Consider the following 11,921-nt stretch of genomic DNA (forward strand, 5'->3'; position numbering starts at 1 on the left):
AGCAGTGAAATTTTCTTGATTCTGCGCGGATAATTACTTGTATGGTAATTAGTGAAAAGATAGCGCAAAGGTTGAGAAGCTGGCAGGCAAAGCCTGAAAACGCAAGATCAATCGCAGTAAAAGTGTTCTGCTCCACTCCGGCGGGAGGGGCGCCGGCAGCTTTAGCTGATATTTTCCGCGTAAATGAAACGCTTTTCAGGGCACAACTGCTTTCGGCGGCACAAACTCAAAGTGATGTTGTTCTCCCTGTCTTGTCTGCAATCTCCGGTTTTGAAATAGACAAAATAAAAAACTTATCTCAAACCCTTGAAAGTCATGCCAGGGCATCGGGAGAAGTTGAATCTTCTGAAATTAAAGATAGCGCTAATCTGCGGCTAAGAGCCGCCGAGCTTGAACTGCGCGCTTTGGGACAGGTTAAGGAGGGGATTTTCCCGACCGATTATCAACCTATTGATCTTTATAATAATATTGCCAGGAGATTAAACGGGGTTCGCCAATTAATTTTGTCGTCTCTCGATATTGAAGTAGAAAAAACTGAGCACCCGATTGAAAAAGTCAATGTCGGCCTTATTTCAGTCCCGCTCTCTGCTTTTGTTGATTCATTAAGGAGCCAAGCCACCCCCGGTTCAGAGACCGAAATTTTCAATGAATTAGCATCTGATATCGAAAAGTATACAAACAAAAGCCCGGATAAAGAAAGCAGCGTCATTGTTCACATCCTGCTGACAAAATTAAATACAGGGAATATAAAGGCCCTATCGGACCTTGCCGCTCAATTTAGAATAGCCAAGGATGTCGTGATAAAAAGAGAGAAGATCAGATCCGCGGTTGGGCCGGAACTTGAATATTTAAAAGAAGACGTTCCTGTTAATTCGCCGGAGCCAAAGGATATTGTTGTGACTCCTGGCGGCGTGTTGCCTTCTCCACCACCAGTTCTTTCTCCAATGCCAGTCCCTTCTCCTGCCCCTGCTTCAGCTCTTGCGCCAGCCAGATTGGAAATCAATGAAGATACAATTCGGCAGTTTATTGAGGGAAGCCCCTTAAACGGGACGCCTCTGGGTGAAAAAGCCATGACCGCCGCAAATGAATTATTAAGAAGAAAAATTAAAGGGCTGAATGGATTGCTGGATAGAGTCTCAGCAAGGGATGCCAGCAATCCGCATGACTTTGGACCAGAAGGCGCGGCTTATGAAATGATTTTCCTCGCCAATATCCTGAATGAAGAAGGTGATGGTTCTACTTTGACGGAAGCCGGGAAAGATCTGGGGGAAATAGGTTATTATCCGGCAGAGGTCGCCAGGCAAGAAGGAGGGGGCTATTACATAAATGGAAACGCCCCAAGAAGAACCAGAGAAAAATTAATCGCGGACGGCTATAGAAACTCCAAAAAAGGAATAATAGAGATAAAGAGCTGTTTTAGTTTCCGGTGGATGCAGACCGGGGAGATCGAAGAAGCGGAAAGATCAAGAATAAACAAGTTCATCAGCCAGGCCAGAAAATATGCCGCGGCATTAAAAAGCGGGGCAATAAAAGAAATCGAATATCGGATTGTGGCTCCTTCGATCCATCCAAAGGTGATGAACGAATTGAAAAAAATATTCAAAGATTTTATGGGGGGAGTAAAAATATATCGGTATGACGGATTAAACTCAAGCGAAGCGTATCAGATCGAGTTTAAAGCGGATGCGAGCGAAGCAAAGAAGCCAAAAAGAGAGGACGCCAAACCGGCGGAAAATAAATGGACAGAGGAAGACAGCGCGGCTTGGGTTTGGGCGATAAAACATCTGATCAAGGGCGAAGGGGGCGGTATTGGTTTAAAGAAAAAGATTAATCCTGAAAATCTTAAGATTAGAATGCGCCAGCCGCATAATCAAGCTTTGATAGCCGGGATCAGAATGCGCATCAATGAAATATTGGGCAGGAAAGGGTTAAAACCTGGAGACAAAGAAAAGGCGGAAAGTTTATTGAGACTAACAAACGAGCTGGCCCCTGCGTTTAATACAAATACTTTATCGATAACAAAAATCAAGGAAATTACATCGATTATTTTAGAATTAAAACTGCTAATTAATCCTTAAGGACATCCTTAATTACAGATAAGTATCGAGTATCATATTCTTATTCAGTGACCTTAATTTAAGATACTCTTTCATCCCTTCAAAGGCGGCTGAAGCCGGTATTAAACCGACAATTTCTGACTCGATTACTTTGACCTTATATTCCTTGGCCCATTTGTGAACCTCATCAAACGCCTTCTTCAGCGAGGTTTTCTCGTGGTCGACGATATTGATCGAGACCTGGGTGAGCCCCCGGCTGGCCAGATCAATACCGATCGCCCGTACCCCAGGGAGCCCGCCACTACTCTCCCTGATGTTCTGGGCAATAGAATTAGCAACATCCAGATCATTGCTCTTTAGATTGACGTTAAAAGCGATCAGGTAATTCCTGGCTCCGACCGCGACCGCTCCGGCCGTAGGGTGCAACCCCCGGCCAACATCGGGCTTGCGGTGCGGCTGGCCGATCTCTCTTTTTAGGGCGGCATAACCCCCTTGGCGGACATAAGGGAGCTCTTTCCGTTCTTTGATCTTGGCCGCCTGGCCGTAAAAGAAGACCGGCAGGGACAATTTTTTCCAGAGCTCTTCCCCCAGCTTATGGGCCAATTCGACGGCGTCCTTCATCTTACAACCCTTGATTGGGACAAAGGGAATGACATCGACCACGCCGATAAAAGGATGGGCGCCGGCGTGGTTATTGACGTCGAGCAACTGCATCGCCCGCTCGGTCAGTTCAAAAGCGGCCTGCCGGACCTGGTCCGGTTCGCCGACCATGGTCACAACCGAACGATTGTGGTCCGGATCGGAATGGAGGTCGATCACCGGCACCGCCTTGATGGCGGCGACGATCTCTTCAACCAGCTCCAGCTCGACCCCTTCTGAAAAATTGGGGACACAAGCAATGATCTTAGGCATTGAGCCCTTTCAGCGCCGTCTCGAGATCGATATTCTCCAGCGTCTCTTTTTCGATCAGGACCTTGGCGATCTCTTCCATTTTCGCTCGGTTCTTACCAAGGACCGTGTTGGCCCGGGCGTGGCAATCGTTGATGATCTTTTCTATCTCGTGGTCGATCTCGTCGGCGGTCTGCTCGCTGTAATCTTTCATTTCCCCCATGCTCCGGCCCAGGAAGATCTGCCGGTCCTGGCGCCCAAAGGTGCGCGGCCCCAGCGCCGACATGCCGAATTCCGTGACCATCCGCTTGGCCAGGTCAGTCGCCCGCTCCAGGTCGTTATGCGCCCCCGAGGTCGCTTCGTTGAAGAAGAGCTCTTCCGCCACCCGCCCGCCCATGAGAACGGTGATCTGGTCAACCGCCTGGCCACGGGTCACCAGATATTTATCTTCCAGCGGCAATTGCAGGGTATAACCGAGGGCCAGCCCGCGCGGCAGGATAGAGATCTTGTGAACCCGGTCGGCGTTGGGCAAGACCTGGGAAAGGACGGCATGGCCGACCTCGTGGTAGGCGATGATCTGTTTTTCCCGGTCGGAGATGACCCGGCTCTTTTTCTCCGGTCCGGCCATCACCCGGTCGACCGCCTCCTCCACTTCGTCCATCGCCACCTCTTTTTTGTCGGCCCGGGCGGCGAGAATGGCGGCCTCGTTCAGGACATTTTCCAGGTCGGCACCGGTAAACCCGGGGGTGCGGCGGGCGACTATTTTCAGGTCAACATTGGCCGCCAACGGTTTCCCTTTGGCATGTATTTTGAGAATATCTTCGCGCCCATTGAGGTCCGGTTTATCGAGGACGATCTGCCGGTCGAACCGCCCCGGACGAAGGAGCGCCGGGTCGAGGATATCCGGCCGATTGGTCGCGGCAATGACAATGACATTGGTTTTCGGGTCGAAACCGTCCATCTCGACCAACAGCTGATTGAGGGTCTGTTCCCGCTCGTCGTGCCCGCCCCCCAGTCCCGCCCCGCGGTGGCGTCCGACGGCGTCGATCTCGTCCATAAAGATGATCGAGGGGGTCTGTTTTTTCGCCTGGTCAAAGATCGAGCGGACGCGCGAGGCGCCGACGCCGACGAACATTTCGACAAAGTCGGAGCCCGAGATCGAAAAGAAAGGGACCCCGGCTTCGCCGGCGATCGCCCTGGCCAGCAAGGTTTTACCGGTCCCGGGCGGCCCCATCAGCAGAAGCCCTTTGGGGATCTTGGCTCCCAGCGCCTGAAACTTCGCCGGCGTCTTGAGGAACTCGACGATCTCTTTCAGCTCTTCCTTCGCTTCGTCCACGCCGGCGACATCGGCAAAAGTAATGTTGAACTTTCCCGACAGCGGCTTGACGTTCGCCCGGCCGAACTGCATCGCCTGCGAATTAGCCCCCTGCGCCTGGCGGATCATCAGCCACCAGATAACGGCAAAAAAGGCGACCGGAACGAGGAGTTGGATGATCAGGTTCCAGAACCAGTTCGATTCGAGCGGGGCTTCGACGCTGATCGCCACCCCCTTCTCCCGAAGCATCGGGACCAGATTGGGGTAGTTAAGCGCCCGGGTGCGGAATTTACTCTTGTTCATCAGCTCGCCGGAAATGATATCGCCGGCGACGGTCACCTTGGCCAGTTGGGCCTTATCGGCATAATTGAGGAAATCGGAAAAAGAGACCTCTTTAACCTTGGGCTCATTGGAAAAGAGCGGGGCGACGATCGCCAGGCCGATCATTATCAGCAACAGATAAGTCAAAATATTACGCCAGTTAGTTTTCATTTGTTTTCCTAATCCCCTCACCCGCTAGGGCAAAGTATTCACCCTCTCCCAAAGGGAGAGGGTGCTTCGACAAAATCATTTTATTTCCCCCTCTCCCTCCGGGAGAGGGGGATTAAGGGGGTGAGGGTATCATTATATCACTTTTCGGCGGCTTTGGCCTGGGCCCATAGATCGTCCATTTCGGCCACGGTCAGCGGCCGCTTGGCCAGCTCTGTTTCGATCCGGGCAAAGCGGCGGATGAACTTATTGTTCGCCCCCTGCAACGCTTCCTCGGCATTCAGGTCGAGCTTCCTGGCGACATTCACGATCGCAAAAAGCAGGTCCCCAATCTCCTCTTTGATCCTTGGTAATTTGTCCTTTGCCTTTTGTTTGGATGTTTGATGTTTGAGGTTTGAAGTTAAAAGTTCATGAACTTCATCTAGCTCTTCATGAACTTTTTCCCAAGCCCCCGCCACCTGATCCCAGTCAAACCCAACCCTGGCCACCCGTTTCTGGACTTTATCCGCCCGGTAAAGTGCCGGCAAAGCCCTCGGTATCCCATCCAACATCCCTTTCCTCTCCCCTGGTACCGGGTACCTGGTACCAGGTACCTTTCTTTCGCTTTGCTTGATCTTTTCCCACTTCGCCCAAACCTCTTCTTTCGTCTTGGCTTTCTTCGTCCCGAAAACGTGAGGATGGCGGCGGACCATCTTGGCGGAGATCGATTCGATGACATCGTTAATATTGAACAGCTTATCCTCCGCGGCAAAGACCGAGAGCATCACAACGTGGAGGAGCATATCCCCAACCTCATCCCCCAGTTTAGCGTAATCCTTATCATCGATCGCCTGAAGCGCCTCATAGACCTCTTCGACCAGGTAGGGCTTGAGCGACTCGATAGTCTGCTCTCTGTCCCAGGGGCACTTTTTCCGGAGTTTTTTGACTATCCCGACCAGATCCTCGAATTTTTGGCCTGTTTTTGGCATGGCTTTATTATAGCATTCTCCCTGGCCCACCCCTATCCCCCATCCCCTTCCCCCTTATTAAGGTGGAAGGGGAGAGAGGGGTTAGGGGCAAATGGAGAGGGGGGTGAGGATGCAAGTTTTACCCCTCAAACCACGATAATAAGAGTGAAGAGGAGAGCGTAAAAAAACAACATGGCAGTAGGACCTATACAAAGCAATAGCGGCGGCCCCGACCTGAAAGCGCTCGGGCTTAGTTCCCCAATGGAGGTCATCGACATCCTGGGGGCGCTTAGGATCGACGGCCAGCCGGTCATTACCGACGACAAAGCCCATATCAACCCGCAGATCAAAGCGGAGCAAGTCGTCAAGTATTTTAACCTGAACTTCGGCCTCCAGCCGAAGGAATTACCCCAGCTCGCCTCGATCGTCAAGCGTGACCTGAAAGCGGGAAAATTAGGATGGGAAGCATAAGATGGCCATAGGCGCAACAGCTGATTATATAAATAAGGTCAAGATTGGCGTCATCGATCAGGCTAAAATCTCGCCGGAGAACCGGGTCACCAGGCGGCTAATTTCCAAGCCGGCCCCGACCGATGTCGCCCAGATCTCGCCGCAGGCGATCAACCCACAGCCACTGGTCCTTACCCCGGAGCGTCCGGAGCACAACGAATCTGCCGCGACTTTTCAGCAATGCGGCTCGATCGCTCAGGTCATTTTCTCTCTCGCCTCTGCAGCCGGCCTTAAAGATATTGCCGCGGCCGCCAAAGCCCTGCACCAGGAAAACCAGGCTTTAGGATAAGAGAACAACAATGGAACAAAGCGCTTTAGAAAAACTTGAAGGATTGTTAAAGGAATTATGGCGCCGGAGCGGTAACGCCTCGGTCATCGCCGCCCGCCATACTGAATTCACGGTCGAGCCGATGGTCTTTGTCGGCGACAAGCTCAACCCAGAGATCTTGAAGCTCCTGGTGATCAATTATTTGGTGCAGACCTCCAGCCAGGATTCCGGCACGGGGAATGTTGAAGTTACTCCGGATAAATTGGTCATCAAAACACCCAAGGGGAAGCCGATGGTCATCGTCCGCGATCAGAACATCATCCAGCAATACTTAGCGATGCGCTCCTGATCTTGTCCCCTCTCGCCGCGATCACTTTCACCTTCTTCTCGACCCATTCTATCCTGATCTGACCCCCTTCTTCCTTAACGCTTTTGACCCCGGACTGCAAGGCAAATGTTTTCAGCTCGATCAACCTTAATAAGGTAGCCAGCTGGGGCGGAATCTTGCCAAACCTGTCTTCAAATTCGTTCTTGAGCTCGGCGATCTGCCCTGCCGCGCTGATCATATTCATTCGGCGGTAGAGGGCGATCCGTTGGCGCTCGTCAGTCACATAATCGGCCGGGATAGAGGCTTCGACCAGTAGATCGATCTCCACTTCGCGCGGCGGCGTCACCTTCTCACCCTTGATCTCCCGGACCGCTTCTTCGAGTAACTCGCAGTAGAGGTCAAATCCGACCTCATAGATATGCCCTGATTGCTGCGCTCCCAGCAGATTGCCGGAACCCCTTATTTCTAAATCTCGCATCGCCAGCTTATAGCCCGAACCAAGGGCGGTAAATTCTTGGATCGCTTTGAGCCGCTCTATCGCCTCGTCGCTGATCTCCCGCTCCGGTTGGTAGAAAAGATAGGCATATGCCCTAACCGCCGAGCGCCCAACCCTCCCCCTGATCTGGTAAAGCTGGGAGAGGCCAAAACGGGCCGCCTGATCGATCAAAATGGTATTCACGTTGGTTATATCTAACCCCGATTCAATGATCGAAGTACAGACCAGGACGTCATATTCCCCGGCCAGGAAACCAAGCATCGTCTTCTCCAGCTCGGCCTCTTTCATCTGGCCGTGGCCGATAGCGACCCGCGCTTCGGGGACCAGGCGCCTGATCTTGGCGGCAAAGCCATCGATCGTCTCGACATAGTTATGGACAAAATAGACCTGCCCTCCCCGGTCCAGTTCCCGCCGGATCGCTTCCTGGATAACGTTCTCCGAAAAAGGGATGACATAGGTCCGGATCGGCGAACGGTCGACCGGCGGAGTAGTGATCAGGCTCATTTCCCGGACGCCGGAGAGGGAAAAATAGAGGGTCCGGGGAATGGGGGTGGCGGTCAGCGTCAGGACGTCGACGCTCGCCTTCAACTTTTTCAATTTTTCCTTGTGGGTGACGCCGAACTTCTGCTCTTCGTCGACGATCAGCAAGCCGAGGTCCCTGAACTTGATATCTTTGGAGAGGAGCCGATGGGTACCGATGACAATATCGACCTTCCCCTCGGCCAGCGCCTTGACCGTCGCCGCCTGTTCCGCCTTGGACCGGAAACGGGAGAGCATCTCGACGACATACGGGAGGTTCTTGAAACGCTCTTTAAAATTATTGTAATGCTGTTCGACCAGGATGGTGGTCGGGGCGAGAAAAGCGACCTGCCGGCCGGCGGCGGCCGCTTTGGCGGCCGCCCGGATCGCCACTTCCGTCTTGCCGTAACCGACATCGCCGCAGATCAGCCGGTCCATCGGCCGGGGGGACTCGAGGTCGGCCTTGACCGCGGCGATCGCCTTGGCCTGGTCAGGAGTTTCTTCATAGGGGAAGGTCGCCTCGAGCTCCTTTTGCCAGATATCATCCGGCGGGTAAGCGGTCCCGGTAACTTTCTGGCGCAGGGCGTACAACTGCAGCAGTTCCTGGGTCATGTCGCGGAGCGACTCTTTGACCTTGGTCCGGGTCTTCTGCCAATCGCGGGTGCCGAGGCGGCTTAGTCTCGGGCGGGACTCCTTGCCGCCGACGTATTTCTCGACCAGTCCAACCAGGGGCGGCGGGACGTAAAGCTTGGCCTCATCATCATACTGGATCAGCAGGTATTCTTGCTTGACCCCGTCGATCTCGAGCTCGTTCATCCCCTGAAAAAGCCCGATCCCGTAGTTCTCATGGACGACATAATCGCCGACCTTCAGGTCGGCCAGGAGGTTTTCCGCCACTCCTTCTTTGACCACCTTGCCGGGACGCCGTTTGGCCGGCTCTTCACCGAAAAGCTCCCGGTCGGTCACGACCATTAACCCCGGACAGCTGAAACCGCCCCTCAACTCTCCGGTGAAAACCTCTTTGTCCGGCAGTTCCGCTTTGAGCCGGGGGGCATGCTTCGAAACAATGACCGCCTGGGCCGGTAAGGTTTCCGGCTGGCCGAGATAACTCGGCGCGGCGGTAAAGAACGGCTCTTCCCCGGCCGCCAGGAACGTGGAAAGTTCCGCCCTGACTCGAGGCTCAACAGCCGCCAGGTCATCCGCCAGGCGATTAAGCTCCAACGGTTCGTCGAGGACGACGAGCGCCCCCGCCGGGACCAGGTCAATGATCCTGACCTCCGGTTTTTCATAAGCGGGGAGAATGATTGTCTCGTTGATCTTCTTGACCGAACGTTGGGAAAAAGGCTCGAATTCGCGGAGCGATTCCAGTTTATCTTCGAACAGCTCCAAGCGGACGGGGCGGTCGGCATTGATCGGGAAAATATCGACGATCCCGCCCCGGACGCTGAACTCACCTCTCTCCCCAACTATAGCAAAACGCTTGTAGCCGTGATCGACCAATTTACCAATGAGCGTATCGATCCTGATATTCTGGTCGCCTGATAACTTAAGGCTCTCGACCGCCCGGCTGGTCTTTTGCCGCATCGTCTTTAGCGGGGCGATGACCGCAGAGCCCTTCCCCTCCCGCCAGGCATTGAGCACCGCCAGCCGCTCGCCGATCAATTCCTTGCTGGGGAGAATAGTTTCTTCCAGGAGATCAAGCGAGGGAAAGACCAGGGGAATTTTCCCGGTCAAAAGCTCGATCTCCCGGCCCAAACGCTCGGCGGACAGGGCACTGCTCGTGACTATCAGCAGATCTTTCCCCTGCCCGGCCAGTAAGGCGGCCAAAACTGATTTGGCCGAACCGGCCAAACCGGAAAAGCTGGTCCGGTCACCAGCTTTGAGTCGCGCCAGTTTCTCTTTGAAATATGGGGAGGACTCAATGGTCTTGAGGATTTCGTTTAGCGGCATTTAAGTATTGTACTTATTCATCGCCACCGGCAGGCCGTCCCGAATGATCGCTTCAACCGCTTCCGCCGCCGTCATGACCGCCTCGGCCAGGCTATCCCGTTCGGCCGGCGGTATCCGCTGGAGAACATAATCGGCCACATCGCCGGAGAGGCTCTCGCGGCCGATCCCGACGCGGACCCGGATAAAATCTGAACCGCCGGACACGGCAATGATCGATTCGACGCCGTGATGTCCGCCCGCCGCCCCTTTTTCCCGCAGTCTGATCTGGCCGATTTCCAGATCAACATCGTCATAGATAACGATCAAGGAGCTCCGGTCGAGCTTATGCCAGTTCAGCAAACCCTGTACCGCCGTCCCGGAATTGTTCATGAAGGTCTGCGGTTGGGCCAGGATAACTTTATGGCCGGCTATATCGGCTTCGCCAACTAAAGATTGGTGTTTTGCTTTGAGCGATTTCAAACCGAGGCGGACCGCCAATTCTTCGATCACTTTGAAGCCGAGGTTATGCCGGGTGGCGGCGTATTCCGGTCCGGGGTTGCCGAGGCCGACCACCAGGAACATCTTAGCGGCCGTAAGAGAATTCGACGCCGAAGCGAGCGTCTCTTTCGACGGTCAGGTTGGGGTCGGCCGGTTTGTCCTTGAGATAATTGACGGAGAGGAGCTCGGCGAACATCTTGAACTTTTTCAGGATCGAGTCGTTTGACGGATAGTCGCGCCGCCACGGCTCAAAGCGGATACCGATGCCATAGTCAGCGACGTTCAACCAGTAATCCGGCTGGCTGGAAGTGGTGAGATCGGCCTTGATGTAGGGCTCGATCCCCCGCCCCAGATGGCGGCCCAACTTTGGCTGGAAATAGAGGACCGTCCCTTTGAAATCGGTCCAGCTGAAGTTGGTGCTGCGCGACGAATAATTCGCCCAGAGCTCGCCCCAGAAGTTATTCAAATCGGGATTATTGAGGTTCCACTCGTGCCAGAGGTCGAGACCATAGCGGGTATCAGTTCTTTTATTTGCTTCGCCCGAAACGGCGTCCTTGAAGAACGACGAGTTGAGGGTCTCGTAAAAGACCTTCACATCCGGCAGCCATTCGTCCAGCCAACCAGAACCTTTAAAACCGGCCAGCGGCCGGAAACGGAGGCCGGGGCCGTAATAAACGGCGTTATCCCAGTAATCTTGGCTTTGGGCGGCAGTCGCGTAGTAGGCGCCGTAGACCTGGAGGGGGCTGTCAAAGAGTTCCAACCCGACCTTCCCTTCGAACCGGCCGAGGAGCGAGGCAAAACCTTTCCGTTCAAGATTGGTATCGTAATAACTGAGGTTATTCCAGAACTCGCCGAACGGCCGCGCCAGCTCGGCTGCGGCCGTCCCGGCGAACAAAACTATTAACAATAGTCCAGTAATCAGTCTGGACATCATCCCTTCCTTATTGGCCTGTCGTCAGGGAAACGTTATCAACGTTAAAGTTGATCTTCCCCTTTTCCGAGATGGCCAGAGCGACGAACTGAACTTGCAGTAAACCGCCGGAGCCGGTGGTCTGCGCCGGGTTCCAGACGTCATCGCCGACCATCGGGTTCTCATCGGTAAAATCGGCCAGCGGGATAGCCACGCGCTTCCAGCCGTTCCAGTCGATCTTCACCTCGTAGACAAACTTGTCATCCTTGGTGAAAGCGTAGTTCTTGGCCGAATCCTGCTCGACCTGCCAGTTGTTGTTGTCATCATCGGCCAGTTCGACCTTCAGCGTGCCGGAACCCGGCCCGTTGCCGAAGATATCCAGGGTGAAAGTGCTGTAGCGGCTAAGGTCCTGCCCTTCCTTGGCAATATAAGTGCCGCAACCGCCGGCGTACCAGTTCTTGGCCACACCGTTAAGGAGCATGGAGAAATTACCAACCTCTGAAGCGACCTGTTCGTTGCCGCCCTTGAGGTCCTGATTAGTCACCGCCTCAACTTTTGGCAGGTCAAAGGTCCACCACTCGCGCGGCGACTTGATACTGCCGGACTCGAAATTATCGATCAGGAAAACTTTTTCGGCTAAAGCGACCGGGGCCTCGGCCACCGGGGCCGCAGGTGCTTTCGGTGCCGGCCCGGCAAAGGCCATCACCATCGGAACAAAGAGACATAAAGACAAAGAAACAATAATCAGTCTTTTCATCATTTTCTTT

General features: G+C 54.0%; 11 protein-coding genes. 4 read left to right on the forward strand and 7 right to left on the reverse strand.

Annotated features, from left to right (window positions below; translation table 11 throughout):
- Positions 1-41: 41 nt before the first annotated feature.
- Positions 42-2,078 (forward strand): hypothetical protein, encoded by a 2,037-nt coding sequence (locus WC903_03720; protein MFA5893051.1) that lies wholly within the window; start codon positions 42-44, stop codon positions 2,076-2,078.
- A gap of 12 nt (positions 2,079-2,090) precedes the next feature.
- On the opposite strand, the gene ftcD is transcribed toward WC903_03720, so the two are convergent.
- The 3 genes from ftcD to mazG all read right to left on the reverse strand — a co-directional run bounded on the left by ftcD (position 2,091) and on the right by mazG (position 5,717).
- Entirely contained in the window at positions 2,091-2,969 is an 879-nt protein-coding gene (gene ftcD / locus WC903_03725; GenBank protein ID MFA5893052.1) for a glutamate formimidoyltransferase, read from the reverse strand.
- Positions 2,962-4,752: an ATP-dependent zinc metalloprotease FtsH gene (ftsH, locus tag WC903_03730; GenBank protein ID MFA5893053.1), complete on the reverse strand. Its 1,791-nt coding sequence runs from the start codon at positions 4,750-4,752 to the stop codon at positions 2,962-2,964. The genes ftcD and ftsH overlap by 8 nt, the downstream gene beginning before the upstream one ends.
- Positions 4,753-4,889: 137 nt before the next feature.
- A complete protein-coding gene (gene mazG / locus WC903_03735) occupies positions 4,890-5,717 on the reverse strand; it encodes a nucleoside triphosphate pyrophosphohydrolase (protein MFA5893054.1) in 828 nt (275 codons plus the stop codon).
- Between the two features lie 171 nt (positions 5,718-5,888).
- On the opposite strand from mazG, the gene WC903_03740 reads away from it, so the two are divergent.
- From WC903_03740 to WC903_03750, 3 genes are read left to right on the forward strand one after another with little or no spacing between them, the layout of a single operon-like run.
- The gene (locus tag WC903_03740; GenBank protein MFA5893055.1) at positions 5,889-6,167 is read left to right on the forward strand and encodes a hypothetical protein; all 279 of its coding nucleotides are present in this window, start codon (positions 5,889-5,891) and stop codon (positions 6,165-6,167) included.
- Position 6,168: 1 nt separating this feature from the next.
- Positions 6,169-6,495, forward strand: coding sequence for a hypothetical protein (locus WC903_03745; protein MFA5893056.1), 327 nt, complete (start codon positions 6,169-6,171; stop codon positions 6,493-6,495).
- Positions 6,496-6,505: 10 nt separating this feature from the next.
- A complete protein-coding gene (locus tag WC903_03750; GenBank protein ID MFA5893057.1) occupies positions 6,506-6,823 on the forward strand; it encodes a hypothetical protein in 318 nt (105 codons plus the stop codon).
- Here WC903_03750 and mfd read toward each other — a convergent pair.
- The 4 genes from mfd to WC903_03770 are packed head-to-tail and all read right to left on the reverse strand — an operon-like array spanning position 6,792 to position 11,914.
- Positions 6,792-9,767, reverse strand: a complete 2,976-nt coding sequence (gene mfd, locus WC903_03755) for a transcription-repair coupling factor (GenBank protein ID MFA5893058.1) — start codon at positions 9,765-9,767, stop codon at positions 6,792-6,794. The genes WC903_03750 and mfd overlap by 32 nt on opposite strands.
- Positions 9,768-10,328 (reverse strand): aminoacyl-tRNA hydrolase, encoded by a 561-nt coding sequence (gene pth, locus WC903_03760; GenBank protein MFA5893059.1) that lies wholly within the window; start codon positions 10,326-10,328, stop codon positions 9,768-9,770.
- A 1-nt stretch (position 10,329) separates the two neighbouring features.
- A complete protein-coding gene (locus WC903_03765; GenBank protein ID MFA5893060.1) occupies positions 10,330-11,175 on the reverse strand; it encodes a hypothetical protein in 846 nt (281 codons plus the stop codon).
- 10 nt (positions 11,176-11,185) lie between these two features.
- Positions 11,186-11,914, reverse strand: a complete 729-nt coding sequence (locus tag WC903_03770; protein MFA5893061.1) for a carbohydrate binding domain-containing protein — start codon at positions 11,912-11,914, stop codon at positions 11,186-11,188.
- Between the last annotated feature and the right edge of the window lie 7 nt (positions 11,915-11,921).

Source organism: Candidatus Margulisiibacteriota bacterium, from assembly GCA_041658645.1.
Lineage (GTDB): Bacteria > Margulisbacteria > WOR-1 > O2-12-FULL-45-9 > XYB2-FULL-48-7 > JBAZZV01.

Excerpts from the sequence above, each read along its gene's own strand:
- WC903_03720 (MFA5893051.1), top strand. The coding sequence starts at position 42 with ATGGTAATTAGTGAAAAGATAGCGCAAAGGTTGAGAAGCTGGCAGGCA.
- ftcD (MFA5893052.1), bottom strand. The coding sequence starts at position 2,969 with ATGCCTAAGATCATTGCTTGTGTCCCCAATTTTTCAGAAGGGGTCGAG.
- ftsH (MFA5893053.1), bottom strand. The coding sequence starts at position 4,752 with ATGAAAACTAACTGGCGTAATATTTTGACTTATCTGTTGCTGATAATG.
- mazG (MFA5893054.1), bottom strand. The coding sequence starts at position 5,717 with ATGCCAAAAACAGGCCAAAAATTCGAGGATCTGGTCGGGATAGTCAAA.
- WC903_03740 (MFA5893055.1), top strand. The coding sequence starts at position 5,889 with ATGGCAGTAGGACCTATACAAAGCAATAGCGGCGGCCCCGACCTGAAA.
- WC903_03745 (MFA5893056.1), top strand. The coding sequence starts at position 6,169 with ATGGCCATAGGCGCAACAGCTGATTATATAAATAAGGTCAAGATTGGC.
- WC903_03750 (MFA5893057.1), top strand. The coding sequence starts at position 6,506 with ATGGAACAAAGCGCTTTAGAAAAACTTGAAGGATTGTTAAAGGAATTA.
- mfd (MFA5893058.1), bottom strand. The coding sequence starts at position 9,767 with ATGCCGCTAAACGAAATCCTCAAGACCATTGAGTCCTCCCCATATTTC.
- pth (MFA5893059.1), bottom strand. The coding sequence starts at position 10,328 with ATGTTCCTGGTGGTCGGCCTCGGCAACCCCGGACCGGAATACGCCGCC.
- WC903_03765 (MFA5893060.1), bottom strand. The coding sequence starts at position 11,175 with ATGTCCAGACTGATTACTGGACTATTGTTAATAGTTTTGTTCGCCGGG.
- WC903_03770 (MFA5893061.1), bottom strand. The coding sequence starts at position 11,914 with ATGATGAAAAGACTGATTATTGTTTCTTTGTCTTTATGTCTCTTTGTT.